The sequence below is a fragment of the Desulfosporosinus sp. BICA1-9 genome, assembly GCF_000802135.1.
In genome coordinates this window covers 1-21,226 of sequence record NZ_JUEE01000091.1, presented here as the reverse complement: position 1 = coordinate 21,226, position 21,226 = coordinate 1, and the positions used below count along the sequence as shown (strand labels likewise).

General features: G+C 46.2%; 19 protein-coding genes and 1 pseudogene. 3 read left to right on the top strand and 17 right to left on the bottom strand.

Annotation, left to right across the window (positions count from 1 at the left end):
• From JL57_RS34305 to JL57_RS12335, 11 genes are all read right to left on the bottom strand, one after another.
• A partial coding sequence (locus JL57_RS34305) for a RadC family protein (RefSeq protein WP_291300018.1) occupies positions 1 to 640 on the bottom strand: 640 nt, incomplete at its 3' end.
• Positions 637 to 918 carry a hypothetical protein gene (locus JL57_RS12375; protein WP_034142356.1) on the bottom strand — a complete coding sequence of 94 codons (282 nt, stop codon included), beginning with the start codon at positions 916 to 918 and terminating at the stop codon, positions 637 to 639. The genes JL57_RS12375 and JL57_RS34305, both read right to left, overlap by 4 nt.
• Positions 919 to 936: 18 nt before the next feature.
• A complete protein-coding gene (locus JL57_RS12370) occupies positions 937 to 1,902 on the bottom strand; it encodes a phosphoadenosine phosphosulfate reductase family protein (RefSeq protein WP_034142355.1) in 966 nt (321 codons plus the stop codon).
• Between the two features lie 320 nt (positions 1,903 to 2,222).
• Positions 2,223 to 2,951, bottom strand: coding sequence for a Fic family protein (locus JL57_RS12365; protein WP_291300017.1), 729 nt, complete (start codon positions 2,949 to 2,951; stop codon positions 2,223 to 2,225).
• Positions 2,952 to 3,009: 58 nt separating this feature from the next.
• Positions 3,010 to 3,162, bottom strand: a complete 153-nt coding sequence (locus JL57_RS34300; protein WP_291300016.1) for a hypothetical protein — start codon at positions 3,160 to 3,162, stop codon at positions 3,010 to 3,012.
• Positions 3,152 to 4,213 carry a DUF3991 domain-containing protein gene (locus JL57_RS12360; protein ID WP_034142354.1) on the bottom strand — a complete coding sequence of 354 codons (1,062 nt, stop codon included), beginning with the start codon at positions 4,211 to 4,213 and terminating at the stop codon, positions 3,152 to 3,154. The genes JL57_RS34300 and JL57_RS12360 overlap by 11 nt, the downstream gene beginning before the upstream one ends.
• 8 nt (positions 4,214 to 4,221) lie before the next feature.
• On the bottom strand, positions 4,222 to 5,268 hold the full coding sequence (locus tag JL57_RS34295) for a hypothetical protein (protein ID WP_291300015.1): 1,047 nt from the start codon (positions 5,266 to 5,268) through the stop codon (positions 4,222 to 4,224).
• Complete coding sequence (locus JL57_RS12350; RefSeq protein ID WP_045691683.1) at positions 5,268 to 6,170, bottom strand: hypothetical protein; 903 nt, start codon at positions 6,168 to 6,170, stop codon at positions 5,268 to 5,270. Before JL57_RS12350 ends, JL57_RS34295 begins: the two co-directional genes overlap by 1 nt.
• A 288-nt stretch (positions 6,171 to 6,458) precedes the next feature.
• Entirely contained in the window at positions 6,459 to 7,142 is a 684-nt protein-coding gene (locus tag JL57_RS12345) for a Crp/Fnr family transcriptional regulator (RefSeq protein ID WP_034142353.1), read from the bottom strand.
• Between the two features lie 123 nt (positions 7,143 to 7,265).
• Positions 7,266 to 7,577 (bottom strand): pyridoxamine 5'-phosphate oxidase family protein, encoded by a 312-nt coding sequence (locus JL57_RS12340; RefSeq protein ID WP_034142352.1) that lies wholly within the window; start codon positions 7,575 to 7,577, stop codon positions 7,266 to 7,268.
• A gap of 51 nt (positions 7,578 to 7,628) precedes the next feature.
• Positions 7,629 to 8,228 (bottom strand): DUF1638 domain-containing protein, encoded by a 600-nt coding sequence (locus tag JL57_RS12335; RefSeq protein ID WP_034142351.1) that lies wholly within the window; start codon positions 8,226 to 8,228, stop codon positions 7,629 to 7,631.
• 430 nt (positions 8,229 to 8,658) lie between these two features.
• On the opposite strand from JL57_RS12335, the gene JL57_RS12330 reads away from it, so the two are divergent.
• Positions 8,659 to 9,582, top strand: a complete 924-nt coding sequence (locus tag JL57_RS12330) for a TIGR01777 family oxidoreductase (protein ID WP_034142350.1) — start codon at positions 8,659 to 8,661, stop codon at positions 9,580 to 9,582.
• Between the two features lie 80 nt (positions 9,583 to 9,662).
• Here JL57_RS12330 and JL57_RS12325 read toward each other — a convergent pair whose 3' ends face one another.
• Positions 9,663 to 16,172 carry a GNAT family N-acetyltransferase gene (locus JL57_RS12325; protein ID WP_291300020.1) on the bottom strand — a complete coding sequence of 2,170 codons (6,510 nt, stop codon included), beginning with the start codon at positions 16,170 to 16,172 and terminating at the stop codon, positions 9,663 to 9,665.
• 1,277 nt (positions 16,173 to 17,449) lie between these two features.
• Positions 17,450 to 17,800, bottom strand: coding sequence for a TnpV protein (locus JL57_RS34290; protein WP_291300019.1), 351 nt, complete (start codon positions 17,798 to 17,800; stop codon positions 17,450 to 17,452).
• Positions 17,801 to 17,807: 7 nt separating this feature from the next.
• Between JL57_RS34290 and JL57_RS34285 the strand changes: the two genes are divergently transcribed.
• Both JL57_RS34285 and JL57_RS34280 read left to right on the top strand, forming a co-directional pair.
• Positions 17,808 to 18,071: a hypothetical protein gene (locus JL57_RS34285; RefSeq protein WP_291300014.1), complete on the top strand. Its 264-nt coding sequence runs from the start codon at positions 17,808 to 17,810 to the stop codon at positions 18,069 to 18,071.
• Between the two features lie 117 nt (positions 18,072 to 18,188).
• Entirely contained in the window at positions 18,189 to 18,461 is a 273-nt protein-coding gene (locus JL57_RS34280; RefSeq protein WP_291300013.1) for a hypothetical protein, read from the top strand.
• 169 nt (positions 18,462 to 18,630) lie between these two features.
• On the opposite strand, the gene JL57_RS34275 is transcribed toward JL57_RS34280, so the two are convergent.
• The 4 genes and pseudogenes from JL57_RS34275 to JL57_RS12310 all read right to left on the bottom strand — a co-directional run.
• The gene (locus JL57_RS34275; protein ID WP_291300012.1) at positions 18,631 to 18,768 is read right to left on the bottom strand and encodes a hypothetical protein; all 138 of its coding nucleotides are present in this window, start codon (positions 18,766 to 18,768) and stop codon (positions 18,631 to 18,633) included.
• A gap of 1 nt (position 18,769) precedes the next feature.
• Positions 18,770 to 19,780, bottom strand: a complete 1,011-nt coding sequence (locus tag JL57_RS12320; protein ID WP_034142349.1) for a ParB N-terminal domain-containing protein — start codon at positions 19,778 to 19,780, stop codon at positions 18,770 to 18,772.
• Positions 19,770 to 20,567 (bottom strand): ParA family protein, encoded by a 798-nt coding sequence (locus tag JL57_RS12315; protein WP_034142348.1) that lies wholly within the window; start codon positions 20,565 to 20,567, stop codon positions 19,770 to 19,772. The genes JL57_RS12320 and JL57_RS12315 overlap by 11 nt, the downstream gene beginning before the upstream one ends.
• Before the next feature lie 294 nt (positions 20,568 to 20,861).
• Positions 20,862 to 21,226, bottom strand: a pseudogene (locus JL57_RS12310) (transposase); the annotation flags it as partial.

Below are 21,226 nucleotides of genomic sequence, written 5' to 3'. Positions count from 1 at the left end.
CATCGTAGCTTACATCCCTGGAGGGCTGCGGCATACCCTCCTTCTCGGCCATGGAGTGATATTGGCTATTGGCGACAATAATATGGTCCAATACGCTGATCTGGAGCGGCGCAAAAATGGATATCAGTCTTTCGGTGATATCCCTGTCCTGAATTGACGGAATCCGACTTCCCCCAGGATGATTGTGTGCCAGGAGGATGGACGTGCAATCGCAGTCAAGGGCCGCTTTCAAGATCATTCTCGGATAAACGGCTGCTTCTCCGATGCTTCCCTCGGAGAAGATCCTGGTCTCGATGATGTTGTTGCCGGTATCCAGAAAAGCAGCCATAAACTTCTCCCTATCCTTAATGCCGCCCAATAAGGATGCAAAGTATTCTCCCGCCACCTTTGAGGAATCAAGTACCAGCTTGTTTTCATTCTCCTGTAGCTTGAGAAGCCGATAAATAGAGATAAATTCGTTCAGGACATGGATTTTTTCAAGCTGCTGTTTATTAGGGTCGATGGTATTGGGATGCTCCAGCACATTGAAGAGATTGTTTTCAGCCGCATATTTTTTCAACTTGCTTTCGGCAATTCCCGTAAGGCGAGTGATACCTTTTATGAAGCTGGAGGCGTGAGCCTCATCATAGTTTTTCTTCACGGTTTTGCACTCCCTCCCGGCTTTTCAAGCTTTTGTAAATCAGGTACTGCTTCTTCTCCCATTCCAAACAGCACCATTCTGACCGCCTTCAGCTTTTCAAAAACATCTTCTGAAAAACCGAAAGTCTCAAGGTTTCTGAAAAACCCATTGGCTCCGTAATCTTGGAGGCCTCTGTTGATTTGTTCCGTGATATCCGAATCAACTTCAAAGAGCTTCTCTAAATGCCGGGAAGCTCTTTCATAGTCTTTTTGCTTTATTGCAGATTCTTGTTTCATCATCGTGAAAACTCCTTTGGTTTATTCGATTTTTACGCCATAGGCAAACAACACCGGCCTCATCCCCAGCCCGCCTGTTTCCACAGGCTTCATACAATACTTCCACAGCTTCGGGTGCGTCACTTTCAACCGTTGAAATCGGTTCGGCTCTTTCTCAAGATGGCAGCCAAAGCCGCAGAAGACGCAGCCGGTACGCTTGCATAGGGTTGTTTCCAGTAGGGGCGGGTCAAATAAAGAAAGCTGCCCGCTTGCTGGTACGACTTCGCCGTAGCATTTAGCAATGGGCAGCTTTTCTATGACGATATACTGTAAAACATCCTGCTCCGTCCAGATGGAGATGGGGCGGGATTGGGGCCGCTTGAGCTTGAAGGCGTTGCACCCGTCTTTCAGATAATTCTGTTCCCGGCGTTTGCTCTCAGCTGCCATAATACCGAGAATGGGAAACACGCCGTTTTTCTTTTCAAACGATTTCAGCGGCGATTTCTTCATTACTCCGCAGCAGTCCGCGCTGATTTTAATTCCGCTGTCAATGAGATAATGCCACTTTTGCGGGAGCTTAAAACTGGTTGGCCGTCCGCTGACGCAGATCCCGTTAATCACTTTATTACGAATCGCCTCATTGTCCGGCGAACGCTGCAGCCGGTGGATATAGTCGGCATACTCCTTGGAGATAATGGGATAGCCGTATTTCTGCAAGACTTCCTTAAAAGGGACTTTAGGTTTCAACCATTCCACGTTGGGCATCTGCTTTACATGCTCCCGCACTTCGGGATACTCCAGGCCTGTATCACAAAACGCCGCCGTTATGGACGGATACAAGCGGCGGCAAATATCCAGAAGAACAGTGGAATCCTTGCCGCCGGAATAGCTTACATAGGTTCCGTAAAGGCCATAGTAATCCACCCACTCTCGGATTCTTTGCTCTGTTAATATTATCTTTGCTTCAAGCGGGAGACTCTGGCGCTGTACCAACTGCCAGCGTTCCATGAACACCGCCTTTCGCTTTAACAAAAAACTAACAATATATATAGGGTTTTAACAACGTTGCCGACACTGTCGGCAAGCCGTTTTGACGATTTGTTCAACAAATCTATTCCTGCCTAAATCCAAAGGACAGGCTTCGCCGTGTCCTTTGGATACGGGGCGCCCTGCGGGGCGGTTTTTGTTCGGATGAAAAAAAGTATTTTAGGTCTTATTTACCTTACCATGAGCATATAGAATTTCAGTTCTAAATAAAAAACTCCGCCTATACGACAGAGCAAAAAAAATAGGCGCTACTTTCTCGCAGCGCCTTCGACATGTTTTGGTTATTGTTCTAAATCTTCATCATCCTCGTTCTCATATTTGTCCCCAAAATGCGTTTCTAATTCTGCCTCGGGCTCAAACTCAATTCCGTCGATACAGTGGTCATACACAAAGGCTTTCAGCGGTTCCATATCATTCGACTCATAGAATTGCACCAGCATGGTTGTAAACTCCCTCTGCTGCTCGATAGGAACGGAAATAACACCGCAGCCGGACGAAATCATCACCTGATTGCCCGCAAGCATGGCTGTCCGCTTGTTCCCGTCAAGAAACATCTGCTTCCTCATGAGATACAGCATTAAAGTGATTGCCCTGTCCGTAGGATTTTCGATATGATGAATCCCCGACAGTTCTTCCTTGATTTGCGACTCGATGGGTATGTCCGGACGCCATGACGTACCGCCTATGGTTACGGGAACTTTCCTCAAAAATCCGGCATTAATGATAAGGTTGTCGCCGCCCACCAGTTGGTTTATTTTGCAGATATACGGATAGTCTATCGGGTAGCTTAGATTTTCCAAAACAAACTGCCAAGTGTGCTTTAGATTGTTGACCGCGATAATATCGGACACCTTTACGCCGGAGACGCTCATTCCGTTATAGATGGCCTCCGTATCAGGGTATGTCACTGCCAGGCCCTCTAATTTTGCACTTTTCCAGATATAATCAATAATATTCCGTTTCGCAACGAAAATGTTTTGCTCAACCGTCATACGGTATTTAGGTTCCATATGTCATAACTCCTTACGTGTTTATTAGTAACAGCTATGCTCAAATTATTATACCGTATTATGCCAGTTGTTTCAACGAAAGTGCATCTTCGCAACATCCTGAAAAAGTTACTGCTCCTGTTTTGGCCGTTTTCCTCATTCTCATACTCATACCTCGGCGCCAACGCAGGCAGAAAAGAAATGGAAGGGAAGTGATGCCCTCAACGCTCATATTCATCCTCCTGTTCATCGGGCGGTTCCTCCACGGCATCCTTTTCAAACTCGGCCTGAAGCTCGGTTTCCCGCTGACGGTCTAAATCCTTCGGCGTTCTGCCTTTGCGCATTTCGGTCAAATCCTTGTTGAAGTCCTTTAGATGAGGCCGGTGTACAGCACATTCATAGCCTTTCTCCCCATACTTGCCGCACCATTTGGCAGCCGCCTGCTGTCCCCAATTAGTAAACACTCCCTCCTTGTTGCGGGAGAGGTAGTCGTTATCTACCGCAAAAACGATCCGCTTAATGTCGGGATGACTTTGCAGATAGCGTTCAAGAGCGCCATCCCACAGACAGCCGAGAGATATGCGGTGATCCTCTTTCCAATCCTTACTGTAAAATATTTTGGCAAGTGTCGCATGGCTCATTAAATCTATAGGACTTTCATTGGCAATCAATAAATCGCTTTTCCCTTCATTATAAAAGGGATAGCTTTTATCAGAGTTTACGGTATCCATTTTAAAGTCGCTTTTTTCACTTGACGACCGCATAGCGCAGTATTTCGGTGTTCCGTCCACATCATATCCAACAAATACGCAATTGCCGTATTTGGCCTCCTGGTACAGCCTTTTGACATTCATAAAGTGGCTGACGATTTCCGGCTCAATGCCGCGCACAGAAATGAGATACCAATAGACGCGTTTGAAATTCTGTGCTTTTTCGAGCAGTACCAGCGGGCCTTTTTCTTCCTTTATATAAGGTGTACGCTCCCTGATATATGGCTCATAGTTTTCTCCAATCAGCTGTGCCACAGCTTCGGCAAAGGTCTTGTCGCTGTATTTCATCACAAAATCAATGGCTCCGCCCTTTGAACCAGAGCCCCAGTGGTAAAAGCGGTTGCTGTCCTTGAAGATGTAGAGACCGCCAGAATTTTGAGCATGGAAGGCTTTGCGCCCTCCCTTTTCCAGCTTGAAGCCATACTGCTGGGCAAGCTCCATCAGGCTGACCTGGTTGGCCTGTTCGATCTGTTCCTCGGTGAAGCGAAGGGGTTTCGTTGCCGTTTGTGCCATAGGCTGCGTCACACCTCCAGTTCGTGGTCAATCTCCCGCACATTTTCCGCAGGTTCAAGAGGGGCAGGAAGCACCCTGTCCAGCTTATATACAATAGCTTCCAGGGTTTTAAGCCCATTTTTATCCAGGTCGCCCAATTGTCCGGCAGCAATGGCAAGAGTGTAAATCTGATTTAACTCTGTCCGGTTAAAAAGCTCCGCCCGGTTCTCAGGCAGAGCCAGCAGGTATTCCAGCAGCCGTTTATCCTCCGGCGCCATGCCGAAAATACCCTTGTGAAAGATATGATAGCTGATTTCGTTAGTGCTGATGAAAGGTTCCCTGATGTTGTCTTTGGACAGCATGTATACGGGGACCTTATGCTCCAGGGCGTCAAAAACGTCTCCGGGTGTGGTGAATACCATATCGTCACGGGTGTAGCCGTAGCTGTGGAAGCGTTCCTTTACCATTGCGGCAATGTATTCGTCCAGGTTTCCGGCGGTGGTATTCATTATCCGTATCTGCCTTGCCTTGCACAAAACATCTTGCAGCCGCTGTTCATCACCCACCTCATAGAGTAGCGTTTCAATCTCACCGTAACGCTGGCCGATGCTGTACCAGTTAGTGTTGTACTCGTCGATGTCAAACTTGCGGACATAGCCGTTGCTGCTATCGGGGTGCTTGAAAACCGCATCAACCGATCGTGCGTTAAAGCAGTTTTTCCGCACATCCTCGATATGCGTTTTGTAGTCCAGCTCAAAAACATGGCCGACGACAGCTTTGTCCTGCAAGGCTTCGATCTCTACCGCGAATGCTTTAACGTTTTCGCTGGAATGATTGTAATAGTCCCAGGTGTTAAAGGCGTGGGTGTTTCGGATATATACGTCCCGTTCTTCAAAACACCAGGTGCCGAACCCACGGGACAGCCACAGGAAATGTCGGCTGCCTCGGCTGTCCTCTGCGGCTTTTTGCAGTCTTGCGATGTCATATTCAAAATCCGACTGGTAATGCTCGGTGTTGTGCATCATTATTTTTCTGAGTGCTTCGATGACATTGACATTCTCAAACCGTGTTATCATCAATCCACCTCCATTTCATCTTCATCGGTAAGCTCATCGTCCAATTCACAATCAAGTTCGTCCTTATCGTCGTTTTCCTGAATTTCCTCCAGGATATCCTCCACGCTGGCGTTGTCCCAACGGTCTTGCAGAATTTCCACAATATCCTTGCATTCATCGGGCAGATGCCCTTTGATGCTGTCCTGTACGTCCCGGAAATCGCCCAGGAAGCCCCAGCAGCTATCTATTTCTTCTTCTTTTTTATACAGCTTGAAGCCGTAGCACTTGCCAGTCAGATAGTAATCATAATCCTTCACTTCGCCATCCAGCAGCTTTTCGGCCTTTTTAACGGTTTCAGGCGTGACCTCCCCGAATTCTTCCTTTACCTTATCGTGGGAAACATATATCCACCCTAATAGGCCGCTGTCCCATGGGCAGCTAAATCCGGTGGTATTTACCGTCAAGCCGCTATGGTCGTACATATAGACAGGAAGAATACAATATGCTTCTTCAGACAGTGTTTTCAAGTCCTGCCACTGCATTTGTTCAAGGATCGCTTCGCTCAGTTCGGTTTCGCTGCCTTTTAACGGTGCGGAGAGGGTATATTCGGTATACCACTTCTTGGAAAAATCAGAGTAAGAATTAAGCTCCCATTCATGAGCGGACTTGTTATATTCCAGCTTCAAGCCATCCGCATTGCCATTCATAATATAAGAAATTACATCTTGATCCGGGATACTGTCCTGTACCAATTTTTGAAAGAATTCTTCCGCGCCGTCGTAGTGATGTTCGTCGCCCAGCGTGTACCGCCTGTGGAAGCAAACCATTGTACCGAAATTGTCCCATTCTTCGCGCGGATTTATCGGATCATCATCAGGCACAACAACCAGGGTATAGGGTCTTTTTGTTGCCACCATCGGCATGGGTATCACATCCTTTCTAAAAGATATAGTTACAGATCTTTTTTAACTTTGAATACAAAAAAGCCGCCCACATGGTAGCAGCTTAGTTCATTGAAAAAATTTTATTTGATATTTATGGTATAATTAGTTAATAACTTATGGCACAACCGTAGGAAATTGTGAAGGAGAGCTTACCATGTAAACAAGTGATATACAAATCGAATTTAACGCAAAAGGGGAGGACCACAGAAGAATAACTATCTGGTCTTCCTCTTGTTTACTAATTGAAACTGGCTGGATCATATTTATTTAAAATATATGAGTACTGAGACATGGATCGTCTTTTAGGATGTAATATCTCTTTTTCCGGTCTATGATATTGGCTTCTTTCAGCACATTAAGTGCCTGTATGACCATGACCCGCGATGAACCAATCATATCAGCTAATTCTTGTTGAGTAATTATTAAATCGATCATTGTAGAGTTCGGCAATTTTCGCCCATATTGTTCGGCAAGACTATAAAAAAGCCTTAATAATTTTTCTTTAACAGTTCCTCTGGACTCCTTCTCTGAATTTAAGATATTATCATAACGCTTCTGCCCTAAGTAGTTTATAATCCTTAAGGCAAAAGAGGGATCTTGCTTGATTAACGATTCAAATTGAATTTTACTGAAACAGCAGATGCATGCTTCTTCCATGGCTATAGCACTGGAATGTTCCTTTTGTTCCTGATATAAAGACAATTCACCAAGTACTTCTCCAGGACCGCAAATATCCAGAATCGTTTCATGTCCATCTTCAGCATTTTGAACAAGTTTTAGCTTACCTGACTTTATTAAGAATATGGTACCTGTTAAATCTCCTTGATGAAAGAGATAGTGTCCCTTTGACAACCTCTTTCTAATTGTACATTGACACAAGCTTGTGAATTGCACTCGTTCTAGTCCCTGAAACAGGTCCAATTCCTGAAGGCAGATGAGGCAACGCTTCATACCTTTCCCCCCTGTAAACATTTTATCTAAAGCAAGTGTATCAAAAAAGGTTCAGCTCTACTACAAAGTAAAAAACAATAATCCCTCTTTAGGAGAGAGATTATTGTACATTTGAAGAAATTACTAGAGAAGCTTTTGTACTTTATCTGCTTTAAACAATACAAGTTTCTCTTCTATGCATGCTTGGCCTTCAAGCCTGAAGCCTTTAGGTCCACCATCCATTGTTGCTAATACAACCTGCATCTTTCCGTTATCCTTAATGTTCTGTTGAGTAACTTCCATTTTATAGATGCCAAACCCTAGGATGTCCTCTTCCCTGACTTCCGCTACTTTTCCCACTACGATCATGTGCGGGTCTCCATTGGAGGAAACAGTAGTTATGGGAATAAACGGAGCCTTTGAAATAAATTCTTTAATTTCTTCAGTTAAAACCATGCAAATTCACTCCTTATATATTTTTTTGAATATTTACTTGTTTAACCGGGGTCAGTGGAGGGCCAATGCTTCCTTTAAAGTTCCAAGCACATGCTTTTTAAATTCGACTAGTTCGACGCTCTGAATTTCGATTGGCACTTGTGTATATTCGTAAAATTCAAGAATATCCTCATAATTGAATTCGAAAACACCGGTGTCTAGCAGCAGAACCTTATCATAGAAACCAAAATTCTGCCTAGCGTCTATCTCGTCCCAGCCCAGTCCCTGTCTAAAAATATTTTGCCAATTACGCAACCATCCTGGAGTGATGTAGAATACTCGAGCGGATTCCTCCAACTCCTTTTGCCGTTCCTTACCTAAAACCAATTCGATACAATTACTGGGTTGCTGCCTGATAACATGGTATTTTTCCGTGAACTCGGCAAGCTCAGGATGGCACATAGAACCGAAAAAGAGGACTGTCTTTTCTTCATTCACCATATCCAGTGCTTCAACTACGCCATGTTTTAGTTTAGCAAAGTCTACATGCAAAGCCGGAGATGTAAAGGTAACTTTGAACTCATCGGCAGGTGCCCATTCCGCGTTTATTTCCTCTAGTACTCGTTCAAGCTCCAATTGGAAGATGCCACAGGCAACTATGTGCACCTTCATTTTAATATCACCTACTTCTTAACATGATACCAAGTCCTTGGATCTAACAACTAGTTGTATATAAATACTAACATCACAGATAACAAAAAAATGTTAAATATTTAACAAAACTACGCTTTTTCTTTTTATTATTATAGATATCATAATAAACCAGGGCTGGTTTTTAATAACACATCGGCCTAATTGAAGTAACAATTTGGGAGGTAAACAACCAATGCTCAATGTAATTTGCATGTTAGTTACAATGGGAGAATTAACCGCTTTGACATAATTTAGGTTATATTAATAAGAGCTCGTAATGCACAATATTCTTATTTAGTGCATTAATACAGTTCGGGGGAAGTTCAAAGGGACTCCCGTCCATGGTCGTCTCTGAATAAAGGGGCATAGTCCGCCGCCTAACGTTAGACGCCATTTCGGAGGTAGAAAGATGAATGTGTTAATTTTTGGTGGGACGGGTTTCGTCGGAAGAAATCTTATAGGGGAATTACTTAAGAATGGATATCAGGTATATGTTGTAACGAGAAATCCCCAAAAAACTGCCAGCAGCTTTGAAAATAAAGTTAAGGTAATAGAATGGGACAATGTTTCTCCTCTATCTTCGATTTATGAGCTACAGCAAACTGACGTAGTGATCAACTTAGCGGGTGAGTCAATCGGTAATCGTCGATGGATCAACTCAGTGAAAGAGGAGATTTTAGCAAGTAGGATTAGAACTACTAGAGCAATTGTTACGGCTATCAATAATGGTACTATTCAGCCGAAAGTTCTAATTAACGCTTCAGCAGTTGGATATTATGGACCCCGTGAGGATGATGAGCTAACAGAGTCTGATGAAGTTGGTCAGGATTTCCTAGCTCAAGTTTGCCGAGATTGGGAAAAAGAAGCATACAAGGTTCAAAATAATTTAACCAGGGTTGTAACTATTCGGATTGGCGTAGTTTTAGGAAATGAAGGCGCACTAAACAGAATGGCATTTCCATTTAAACTCTACATAGGAGGCCCAATGGGTACGGGAAATCAATGGCTCTCCTGGATACACATCCAAGATTTATCGAGAATGATAAGGTTCATAATCGACCATCAGGAGCTAACTGGTCCTATAAATGCTGTTACACCAGAGCCAGTAAGAATGAAAGATTTTTGCAAGACACTAGGCGAAGTTCTAAATAGACCATCATGGTTACCAGTTCCAGAGATTTTGTTGAAAATAGTATTAGGTCAAATGGCGGAGATGTTATTACATGGACAACGGGTTGTTCCAAAGAAAATTCTCAGTGCTAATTTTGAATATAGGTTTTCAAAATTGAGGGCTGCTTTAGAGGATGCTCTGGAGAACCAGAACGGCGTCTAACAACGGACTAATCACAAGAGGGGGATGGACATGGCAATACTTTCTGGATTGGCATTAAAAGCAAAGCCTGGGAAAGCGGTTTAAACATATTCCGCCTCCCAGGCTTCTTTATTACTGGCCTTCTCTGTCTCAGCCGCGGTTTTTTCTTCAAATATGACTTCCTCTTGTTTTTGAAACTCCTTAAACTCCAGCCTGGTATTGATCTCTGCCTGCCGCGCCGAATACTCGTTCAGGCGCTGTTCAAATTCAAAGGGCTTTTGGACTTCCTTCCTGGCTTCTTCAAGCTGAGTTTGGGTATCCGCCAGCTTTTGCTCCATATTCATCAGCACCGTGGGTATCTTTTCAACTACGTTTTCAAGCCTTGTTATGCCGCCGAGGGATGAATCGCCAAGGGGTGTGCTGTAGGTGTTGTCGCCTTTTACCAGCAGGTCCAGTTGTTTAAAGGCATTCAGGACAAGAAAAAGACGGAAGCCCCTGTATTCACCGACAGGTAAAGGTTCGCCGTTTACCGCAAGGTCATGGAGCTTCATTATCAGCAGGAGCTGCTCTCCAGCCTTGACACGCTCATCATAGGTTTTGCCATCAATCACCGCCGAAAAGTCTTTCCCCTCGGTTTTCTCCCGCAATTCCATGTCTTTGCGGATGCTTGCAATCTTCTTTTCACAATAGGCAATGGTATCGGGGTATTGATCCTTAATATTTCGTTCCAGGGTCAGACGTTCATTGTTCCAATTACCTTTTAACAGCTTCAGTCGTATAACCTCGTTGTCCACTTCCATTTTTTCTGCCAGCAGAGGATTGGAGGTCGCAATCGCCTTCACCTCGGCAGCGGAAAGCACCGTTTCATCCATATCCTCACAGGAGCGGGAAATGCTCTTGCCCGTCATCACCTGTGAGATATACTTCAATTTTTGTTCCTGAATTTGCCAGAGATAAGCGTCAAACGTACCTTTCGTGACATACCGCAGTATTTTGACAACAAGGTTTTGATTGCCCTGGCGGAGTATTCTGCCGTCGCGTTGCTCAATGTCGCTTGGCCGCCATGGACAGTCCAGGTGATGGACCGCAACCAGTCTGTCCTGTACGTTGGTTCCGGTGCCAAGCTTGCTTGTGCTGCCCAGCAGGATTCGGATTTCACCCATGCGCACCTTTTCAAACAGGTTTTCTCTTTGCTCGTCGGTTTTAGCATCGTGGACAAAGGCGATTTCATCGGCTGGCACACCTTTTTCCGTCAAACATCTTTTCATTTCATCGTAGACGTTAAACTGTCCGGGCTTTGGCGTACCACTGTCGCAGAACACAAGCTGTGTCAGTCTTTGCTCAGAGCTTTCCTGCCAGATATCAAGGACGTTTCCAATGGCTATATTCAATTTGCTGTCCGGGTCATTAGGTGCATCTTCGTAAACCAGTCGGGGATCAATGGACATCAGTTTCGCTTCACCGGTGAGTTTGAGCATGTTATCTTCATCTGGCTCAACTTCACGCTTGCGGATTTTTTCCGCACGCTCCACAAAGCTTTCCATAATCATCTTCTGGAAGGGTGTAGCTTCGGTGGCAATAATGGTTGCCTTGCCGCCCTCGATTTCAGGGATGGGGAGGTTCAGCATATCTGCGGTCTGGATATCCGCCACAAGCTGGAAGATGCTCATTAGTTCCGGCAGGTTGTGGAATTTCGCAAAGCGGTTGCGCATACGGTAGCCAGAGCCTTCCGGCGTGATTTCCAGGGAGGATATCACTTCACCAAAGGTGGCCGCCCAGGAATCGAAATAGTTGAGTCCCAATCTTGCCAGCATCTGCGGCTGCAAATACCGCTGCAGGACGTACATTTCACTCATGCTGTTGGAAATAGGTGTACCGGTAGCGAATACCACGCCTTTACCGCTGCCCATTTCCTGCAAATACTGGCATTTCAAAAGCATATCCGTCGCCCGCTGACTTGCAGATCGGCCAATGCCTGCCACGTTGCGCATTTTAGTGTAGGTAAAGCAGTTCTTATAGGCATGGGCCTCGTCCACAAACATATAATCCACACCAAGCTGCTCAAAATTCAAAAGGTCATCCTTCTTTCCCTCTGCCGCCAGCCTGTCGAGGCGGGCTTTGAGGTTATTCTGAAAGATGACCATTTGCTTGATCGCCCAATTTTCTCCCTTTTCTTCTTTTATCTTTTTGATGATATAGGAAAGCTGATTGATCTCGTAATTGATCTGCGCTTCCTGCCGTTCTTTGGAAATAGGTATTTTTTCAAACTGGGAATGGCCGATGATCACCGCGTCATACTCACCCATAGCAATTTTAGAAACAAACTTGTTCCGGTTCTTCGCTTCAAAATCTTTTTTGGTGGTAACAAGGATGTTGGCCTGCGGGAAGAACCGGTAAAACTCCTTTGCCCACTGCTCCGTCAGGTGGTTGGGCACCACATAGACGGGTTTCTTGATAGCGTCAATATTTTTGAGATACATGCTCGCCGCAATCATCGCCGCCGTTTTCCCCGCACCCACAACATGACCGGCCAGTCCCGTACCGGAGTAGATAACCCGTGCCGCAAAGTTCTTTTGATGGGGTCTTAGCTCCATTTCCTCACTCATGCCGGGAAAGATAAGGTGGCTGCCGTCATAGACACGGGGGCGAATGGTATTGAATTTCTCATTGTATATTTTAAGCAGGATATCAGCTCTGTCCTTATCCTTAAACAGCCATGAGGCAAAGGCTTCCTTGATTTGAGTCTGCTTTGCCCGTGAAATCATGGTCTCATTAGCATTGACCACGTACCGCACTTGGTCCTTGCCGTTTTTGTCCACATAGGGGACCGGATCGCGCACCGTTGTGGATTGGAGATTGAGGCAATCTTCGAAAATCTGATAAGCATTGACCCGCTTTGAGCCGTAGGTGTTGTTGACCTTGACGGAGGTGGGCTCCCTTGTCTTTCCGTTGATGCGCCAGGAGGTGGTGTATTCCATGTAGTCAACCGTAATTGAGTCCCTCAGATAATCCGTAGTGCTAAAGATTTCGTGCATGAAATGCTGGAAATATTCAAGGGGTATCCAGGGACTTCCGATGCGGAAGTCGATGTCGGAGGGTTCCAGCCATTTGGGCTGCACCGCTTCAAGGGCCTGCACGTTTCTCTCCAACAGTTCGGGATATTCTTCAGCCTTCTGTTTGGCATAGAGCAGCTTATCCCGCACCTGTCCGCTCAGATATTCCTCATTCAGTTCCCAGCCTTCATAATAATTGCCGTAGTATTTCTGCGGATTGAGATAGATGCGATCCCCAAGCTCACTGATAAGTTCATCTACCGATTTACCTGTCAGCTTTTCCATATACGGCAAATCAACCTTCATTTTTTGGTTCAACGATATTTCAAGAGCTTCCTTGGCTGTTTCGGCATGGGTGGGACGGCGATAGGACTTGATGGTGGCCTTATGGAAAATGGGGGCCTTGTTCCATGATTTTTTATCCTTGCTCTGATCCTCAATGGAACGGAGCAGAGGGAACTGGTCGTCATCGGAGAATACGGCGATGTTGGCCTTGTCATTGATGGCGCCGCATTGTCTTACAAAGCGGTCGTACACCTCATTCAAAGTTTTCTGCGCCTGCTGCAATTCGTCGGGCGCGTAATCATTGGTCTGAATTCGGATGACTTCCAGCAGCGCCTTTCTGATCTCACACAGGCCCTTAATGCGCTCGGCGCGTTTGCCGGTGTAGTCCTGCGGTATCAGCTTGTTTCGCTCGCAGTAGTAAATCCTATCGTCCTGCACCACATAGGTATAGTTTTTCGTCCCTTCGGGTGCGTCCAGCTCGCCAGCGTTTTCTTCCCCGACTTCCTCTATTTCCTCAAAGGACGGGTCTGCTTCGGCGGTAAAGGCGGCGTGCAAATTTCCGATGGCTCTGTCAAGCTCCGCATAAAGGTCCTGGCCTTCGGGAGCAATACAGGCCGTACCATCCTCACGCCCATACATATTTCTGCTAAACTGCATTTCACCCAATACCATCTCCATATGGTCGATGAAATACTGGTTCATATTCATGTAATAGGGCTTTCTGGAATTGACGAACACCCAATCGGGCAGGAAATATTTATCTACTGTACGCTGAGACTCCAGCTTTTGAAAAAACAGGATGTCCGCAGTAACCTCCGTCCCGGCAAGAGCCTTAAACGCTTTGTTTGGCAGTCGGATGGCGCCGATCAGGTTGGCTCTGCGGGCAATGTATTCACGGACACCGGTATCTTTTTTATCCATCGTACCTTTACTTGTGATAAAGCCGATGATACCGCCGGGTTTTACAAGGTCAAGGGATTTGGCAATAAAATAATCATGGATCAGGAAATCCTCGTTATCATATCGCTTATCATATAGCTTGATGTTGTTAAAGGGGATGTTCCCGATGGCAATGTCAAAGGAGTTGTCCTCAAAACGGGTGATCTCAAAGCCCTGTACCTGGATATTTGCTGTTTGATAAAGCTGCCTTGCGATCCTGCCTGTGATGCTGTCCAACTCCACGCCATACAGGGGCGTTCCCTCATAGCTTTCGGGAAGTACGGAAAAAAAGTTTCCCGTTCCCATCGCAGGGTCAAGTATTTTCCTGTTTTCGCCCCCTGTAAAGCCAAAGCTCTCAAAGGCTTTATAAATTCGTATGATGAGCTCCGGCTCGGTATAGTAGGCGGTGACAACCGAATTCAAGGCATCCGCATATTCCTTATCATCCAGCAGGTGCTTCAATTCGTGGTATTCCTTTTCCCAGCTGCTGGCCGTATCGGAAAAGGCATTGGCAAGACCGCCCCAGCCCACATACCGGGCCAGGACAATCTGTTCATCGGTTGTGGCAAGCCGTTTTTCGCTTTCGATTTTGTTTAGTAGCTTGATGGCTTCCACATTGTTTTTGTACTTGGTTTTCACACCGTTTGGATAGAGGGCATAGTCCTCGGAATAGCGGAAATTGGTTTTGGCAGGACGGGGTTTTGAAACAGGCTCCGAAACCGGCTCGGTTTCTGTTTGGGGTACAGCCGTTTGCACAAAGCTCTTATACGACTTTTTATCATACAGTGTTTCTTCAATATCCTGCTGCCGATCATGCAGGCCGTTCCAATACGCTGAAATCTCATCGGGTACTGGCTTATCTTCCCATTCGGCTTCCAACTGTGAAAACTGGCCAGCAATCCAGTCATATTCCTGCTGCAGTTCAGTGTACGCTTCATTCTCCACCTCAAAGGTGACGGCATCTTTCAGGGCGCCACCGTCCTCCGTTGTCATGCCCCATTCAATCTCCCTGTCGGGATATTTGCTTTGGAGCGCTTGAAGAAGCTGTGTTGCCACACCCCGGCGGCGATAATCCGCAAGCACTTCAATATGACTGATATGGGGAATTCCATCATACTCGCTGTATTGTAAGGCTCCAACGGGGAAACTGTTATAGACCGCCTCATACAAAAAATCATGCTGTCCGTTGTGATAATCCAGATGGGTTTCCTTGATTTGAACCTGTATATTAGAGGGGATAAGGAAATTGCTTTCTTCATTTTTATCAAGTTTCTCAGTCTCAAATGTACGAGCGGGTGCGGGGTTTCCGATATACCGTTCCTGATCAATGAGTCTTTGAATGCCAATAGCTGCCCGAATCCAGGTGATTTTGGTTTCGCGCTTTTCCCCTCTATCATCGGTCCAGTCAAATACGATCCCCTTGCTGTCATGGTTTTCAAAACCGATTCCATACTTGCCGACGGTATGGCCGCCAATGCCGTATTCGTTCTTTAACATTTTTTCAAAGGCAGAGCCGGTGGGTTGGGTCATAGCAAATTTATAGATGCGCTGTTTGCCTCCGGCGACTCGGCTGCCCTCTAGTAGCACATATTCAATGAGCTCCGCTTCTTTATCCTTCGGGATAGCTTCCATAGCGAACAGGTTCATTTGCTGATTGGCAACAGGCTTCGGTACAAAGGGTTCTATTTCGTCAGACCTAGATATATCCTCAATCTGTGTAAAGTCGTCAGTACTGCCGCGGACATTAGGGGCTTCCTCATAACCTGGCTGCTTTTTCGCGGGCTGCGGGGGATAAAAGTCCGTCGCCTCAATATCCGGCTCGGCGTCTTCCTGTGCCGCTTCCATTTCCTCATACTCCGCAACCAGCCTGGTAATGTCCATGAGAGGGGTGGCGAATTCTGTCATGTACTTTTGAATGTCGGACTCTTGCAGAGATTCATATTTACCCGTTTTGTAGTCCACCCGTGCCACAACAAAGGTGCCGAAGATGGGCTGGCCGTCGATCATACGGTTGATGGGCGTGGTTTCAAAGTCGGCATCATCGGCGCAGACGGCATCTATGCCGTCCCCGATTTCAAGGGTAGTAATCAAGCCGCCGACTTTTTCCTGAAAAGCTTTGTAGCCATTTGGAATGACGGTGAGGTAGGGCTTTTTCTCCGGCTCCACTACCAGGACATTGATCAATGGCTGCGGTTCGTTCTCTGTCTTTTCTAAGGTCTGCGGCACGGGGAAATCGCCAGTTTCGATTAGGGTCTTTATCCTTTTAGCCAGCTCCGTCCATGACAACCCGACAACATAGTGGTCAATCAGGAATTCAACGCCGTTATCCTCCATAGCACAGGTGACAACGTGATCGTCAATCCGCGTTTCACGTTCATCCAGGTCCCGAAAATAGTTGGCTATCAGATATTTATCTATTTCATTGTTATTGGCAAGCTCCGCCACTATTTCATCATGCCAGCCTTTATACACGACTTGCGTATTGCAAAGATAGCTGTCCACACAGGCATACAGCTCCTGCTCGCTCGGTTCCTCTTTTTCATGGGCGACGGGAGAAACATCCACGTCTGCGATGCGCATTTCATCAATCTCATCGGGGATATTAAAGTCGCCGATTCGGTCCGCGAGGCTTTCCTCCGGGATAGGCACCGGATATTCGCCTTCGTCAATGAGCATTCTTATGATGTTGGCGATGGTATGCCAAGGTATGTGTGTATAGCCGTCCCCGAAAGAAAACGACATCCCGTCTGCGCCTCGGTGAGTGGTTTTTAGCAGCACATCCATCTGATATTCCGCGTTGCCGTAGTCCTCGTAAATCTTGGACAGGGCAACCGCTTTGTCTTCAAGAGGCATGTCGGTTGCAAAAAGAGTCTGAATTTTTTCATACATTTCAAGTGGATAAAGATCGGTGCTTTTTAAAATGCCTTTGTAATATTCCCGTACTTGTTCATCCGTGTATTCTATATTTATATAGGAAGCTTTTAGCTCGGCCTGCTTCGTTGCCTCATCCTTGGAATTGCTGTATGCCTCATAGTCAAAGACTTTAATCTGCCACAGCGCGATAGCGCCCTTTACTCTTGCTCCGCCGCCATATACGATGCTTTCGGCAAGACTGTTGCCCACTTTTTTACCCGTGGTTCTCAGATTATTCAATTGGTCGATGTCTGCCAGCAGCTTGTGGATGGGGACGATAACCTCATTAACCGTCGAATCTGACATGTTTCCGAGGTCTCCGAAGTTTTTTGCCCGTTCAGGGGTATTGGCAAGGTAAACATACCCGCTTGTACTTTGATAGGACCGCCGCCTTGCTTCGCTGGTGGGCAGCAGACCCTCCTCCAAAATCGGAAGCTTTGAGCCTGTGGCATGATACATCACAGCATAAACAGGGAGATAGATATCGCTGTTTTTTTTCAGCCACTCTCTAACAGCTGCCACTTTTTCCGGTGTGGGCACCCCTTCCTCAATGGGAATAGGGAGCACTTTTTCCGTTAGCCTGTCGGCCCACCGCTCCTGTAAGCTCTGTGTTTTTTGCACAAAAAAAGAGTCGTCCGGCGGCGAATCCTGTTCGCTTTCGGGCGGCTCAGCATTTTGGTTATTTGGGGGCGGCGGGCTTACCTCGCCTTGAATATGATCTCGTTCAACACGATTTCCTCCGCTGCCGACCGCAGACTGTTCAGGTGGCGGGTCTTCTCCAGGATGTCCTCCGTTTCCGGAATCGGTTCGACCTCCAGCATCTGCCCAGTGATGTACTCGATTTTCTCCACTGCTGCCTTGTGAACCCGGTGCATTTTCTCCATCAGCGTGCCATCCATTTTCAAAATCATAAACCGCTGCGGATGGTTTTCGTGCAGGTATTCCATCGCCATTCTGCCGTACTTGCCCAGGGGCTGGCTGTCGTCCTCGCTGTTGTTGGAGATTTGAAGGTTCGGGAGCAGCACTCCGTCCTTCTCGGTGTAGCTCATCTCGATTTTGCTCATGCGTCATCCTCCTTTCCTGTTCAATAATTCTGATTGTCCGTTCCATTTCCAGAAGTATGCCTTTGGAGATGTCGGTTACAGTATGTCCGAGCCTTGCGATCAGCGGAATGCTGTCGAAATGGGCAATGGTCATCATCCCGTTGCCGGTATGGATTTCATCGCCCGCAAGGCTGCATCGCTTGCCAATAAAATAGGCTACGCTGTCTTTGACAATCTCCTGAATTTGACTGAGCAGTCCGTCCTGGGGCAATTGTGAAAACAGGTGGCCTTCAATGTCAAAGTCAAAATCTTGCAGATAATCGTCCAGGCGCTCGGCAACCGCTTCTTCCGCTAATTGGTTCAGGCACTCGGTAAAATCGGAGGATGTAAGATTATGAGCATAGGAAAGGCGGCTGGTCAGCTCTGCTTTCATCTTATCATCAAGCTGCCAGTTTGTTGGTATGATTTCACGGCCATTGGTCTGAGAGATATCAAACAGGTGCTTGATGGTCAGCCTGGCATTGTCATACTCGCAGACCGCCAGCCCTATCGCGCCTTTATTGATGTATCTGCCGAATTTGTTCCATATTGGTGTGGTGGCAAGCATGGTGACGTTTGGATTTTGCGCGTATACCAGCAGGGCGTTGTCAAAGCTGTATTTATATAACCTTGCCGCAAAACCGAGATAATCCCGCCATGCGCCCTCGGTTCGGGTAATGTGAGGTGCGATGGTTTCATAGACCGTCCTCAGTCTTTCATCCTTTCTCAAAATTTCACCTCCTTTTAGTTGACTGGCTCGATTTCCGCTTTGTATCCCCTGGTGCGGGCTATGGTTGTCAAGATCCACAGAAGTTGTAGACTAGCGCCAGCTCCCAATTCTCATTTCCTTTTTCGTCACGAGAGCAGTCGGTGCCGTAGGATACCTCAAAGTCATTGCCTCCGCATTTCGCACAGGTCAAGACATTTCTTGTCATTTTAAGCCGTCTCCTCTTTTACCTTGTTGGAAAAATACCATTCGAGGGCCTCGTCAACGATTCTCTCGATCTCGCTCGCCTTTGTGTCTGCGGGAAAATACTTGGAATAGACCTTGTGCTTAATTTTTACAGGAGACGGTGTGGTTGATTTCGGCTTTTTATTGACTTCGCCCGAAAGGATTTGATAGGCGGTTTTCTCGTTCAGTTTACTGCTTTCGAAATAGCTGCGGAGCATTTCCGCCTTTTTCATATCCACCTTGAATTCATTTTCGGAAAGCACCTTTTCAATATCCTGCTGCTCCGCTTCGGCAAGGTAGGAGAGGGCAACGGCAGGGTAGATGCCGAATTCACCACTATCTACACGTTTTTTTAGGGGTGCAGTCAGTTTGTCCACCCTTAAAAGCCGAGCCACGGTATTCTTGGATAATCCATATTCATCTGCGACCTTTTCCCTGCTCGTTAACTTCTGCCCTATTAGGGCAGAAGTTCCGGTTTCCTTGATATACTGCGGATTTTCAAGCATTTTAAGCTCTGCTATAATGTCGTTGCGCTTACCCTGGGAGAACATTTTTGAGTGACGCAGAGCAAGTACCGCCGCCTTTTCAGACGGTAGCATGTCGGCAAAGGAGCGCTGCATGACATTGGTTTCAATGACATACATCCACGCTTCCTCGTCCGACAGGTTGTCCTTGATGATAAAGTCGCCTTCATCAAGCCCTGCCAGCGTACCGGCATTCATGCGGTTGTGTCCCGCAAGCATTTCATATCTTCCGTTATCCTTAGTGCGGGCAATCATCGGGGTCAGTATGCCATAATTACTGATGCTTGCAACCATATCGTCCAACCGCTCACCGCTGTATAGGCGAAAAGGGTGATTAGAGTATGGGTCCACTTGAGAAAAATTCAAGCGGACCACACCACTTTTAATATTGGTTGGCTGGCTCTCCGGCTCCACTGCCATAAGTAGCTCGTCCATTGATTTAATCCGTTTCGGTGCGGGTCTATCCGGCATATCCAATCAACTCCTTTGCAAATTCCATATACGCAATCCCAGCCTTGGATCTGGACTCATATTCCAAAATGCTCAATCCGCAGCGGTTGGCTTCGCCCACTCTGATAGAACGAGGAATGGAGGTTTTGAAAACTCTCATGCCTCCCCGGTATGCTTCAATTACCTCCGCGCAGACTTCTTTGTGCAGATTGGTCTGCATATCGCACATGGTCAGTAGGATACCCTCAAATTCAATTTTGGGGTTAATCCTGCGCTTGATTTTAAGAATAGTTTTGGTCAGGTCTTGAAGCCCTATGGTAGCGTAGAATTCAGGGTTGATCGTGATGAGAACGCTGTCGGCGGCGGAAAGAGCGTTGATTGTCAGCGGGCCTAGGGAGGGATTTGTATCAATGAGGATATAGTCATAATCCCTACGTAAAGGCTCCAGGATACTGAAAAGCAATTTTTCGCTTCCCATCTCCATCCGCAGATTGGATTCAACCACCGACAGATGAATGTCGTTGGGGATAAAGTCAATCTTCCCGCGCTGCTGAATATACTCGCTCTTGGGCGGTAGCTCTTCCTCGTCCATTGCCATTGTCATTAAGTTTGCTATCGTTGTATGAATTTTCGGGGCATCTTCATTTTCATCTTCCAATACAAGAGAAGCCGTTAAGTTCGATTGGGGATCATAATCGACCGCCAAAACTCGATAGCCTAACTCAGCCAGAGTGTAGCTAAGATTGCGGACACTTGTTGTTTTGGATACACCACCTTTCTGATTTGCAACAGTAATTATTTTGCACATTTTCACCTTTCCTCCTTATCGTTTAAAATTGCTGATTTTTGCCTTTGAAAAAAAGGCGTAAAAAAATAGGCATAAATCGGTGGAAACCCGCTTGTTTACTGGGTTCTACTGATTTATGCCTATTATAACTCACGCATTATTGTAATTGATTTATATTCTGTAATAATATACCCTTTGACTTCGCTATCCCATATTGAATTCTAAAACCCGAGTTTGGCGACATTTTTTTCCAGACCCAGGCGTAGCAAGGCTTTAGACCATGCGTAAGAAAGCGTTTTGTCACTACAACATGTTTTACAGTAAGAAATTATTGAACTGGTTAATCACTTTCGGCTTCATCATTTTTTCACAACTAAATAATTTGACCAATTTTTCCTGCTGGTCAGTCATCTCTGTAATAGTTAATGAACGTTGAGAAGAATTTTTTAACCCAACCTGATTTAATCGACAGCTACTCACTTGTCGCAGCAGTTCTTCAGACGACTGTGTGATTTCCGCTTTCCTGAGCATCATCTCGATTGAGTTTATCAGCAAGTAAGCTAAGATGCAGATGGTCACATGGGCTTTCACTCGCTCTGGCCGTGTCAAATAGATGGGACGTAATGCAAGTTGTGATTTCATCTCTCGAAAAGCTTCTTCAATCTTGTTTTTCTCTCGAT

Excerpts from the sequence above, each read along its gene's own strand:
- JL57_RS34295 (WP_291300015.1), bottom strand. The coding sequence starts at position 5,268 with ATGATAACACGGTTTGAGAATGTCAATGTCATCGAAGCACTCAGAAAA.
- JL57_RS34290 (WP_291300019.1), bottom strand. The coding sequence starts at position 17,800 with ATGAGCTACACCGAGAAGGACGGAGTGCTGCTCCCGAACCTTCAAATC.
- JL57_RS34300 (WP_291300016.1), bottom strand. The coding sequence starts at position 3,162 with ATGAGCGTTGAGGGCATCACTTCCCTTCCATTTCTTTTCTGCCTGCGT.
- JL57_RS34280 (WP_291300013.1), top strand. The coding sequence starts at position 18,189 with ATGAGCATAGGAAAGGCGGCTGGTCAGCTCTGCTTTCATCTTATCATC.
- JL57_RS12330 (WP_034142350.1), top strand. The coding sequence starts at position 8,659 with ATGAATGTGTTAATTTTTGGTGGGACGGGTTTCGTCGGAAGAAATCTT.
- JL57_RS12320 (WP_034142349.1), bottom strand. The coding sequence starts at position 19,780 with ATGCCGGATAGACCCGCACCGAAACGGATTAAATCAATGGACGAGCTA.
- JL57_RS12350 (WP_045691683.1), bottom strand. The coding sequence starts at position 6,170 with ATGCCGATGGTGGCAACAAAAAGACCCTATACCCTGGTTGTTGTGCCT.
- JL57_RS12365 (WP_291300017.1), bottom strand. The coding sequence starts at position 2,951 with ATGGAACCTAAATACCGTATGACGGTTGAGCAAAACATTTTCGTTGCG.
- JL57_RS12340 (WP_034142352.1), bottom strand. The coding sequence starts at position 7,577 with ATGGTTTTAACTGAAGAAATTAAAGAATTTATTTCAAAGGCTCCGTTT.
- JL57_RS12335 (WP_034142351.1), bottom strand. The coding sequence starts at position 8,228 with ATGAAGGTGCACATAGTTGCCTGTGGCATCTTCCAATTGGAGCTTGAA.
- JL57_RS12325 (WP_291300020.1), bottom strand. The coding sequence starts at position 16,172 with ATGGAGGATAACGGCGTTGAATTCCTGATTGACCACTATGTTGTCGGG.
- JL57_RS12370 (WP_034142355.1), bottom strand. The coding sequence starts at position 1,902 with ATGGAACGCTGGCAGTTGGTACAGCGCCAGAGTCTCCCGCTTGAAGCA.
- JL57_RS12360 (WP_034142354.1), bottom strand. The coding sequence starts at position 4,213 with ATGGCACAAACGGCAACGAAACCCCTTCGCTTCACCGAGGAACAGATC.
- JL57_RS12345 (WP_034142353.1), bottom strand. The coding sequence starts at position 7,142 with ATGAAGCGTTGCCTCATCTGCCTTCAGGAATTGGACCTGTTTCAGGGA.
- JL57_RS12315 (WP_034142348.1), bottom strand. The coding sequence starts at position 20,567 with ATGTGCAAAATAATTACTGTTGCAAATCAGAAAGGTGGTGTATCCAAA.
- JL57_RS12375 (WP_034142356.1), bottom strand. The coding sequence starts at position 918 with ATGATGAAACAAGAATCTGCAATAAAGCAAAAAGACTATGAAAGAGCT.
- JL57_RS34275 (WP_291300012.1), bottom strand. The coding sequence starts at position 18,768 with ATGACAAGAAATGTCTTGACCTGTGCGAAATGCGGAGGCAATGACTTT.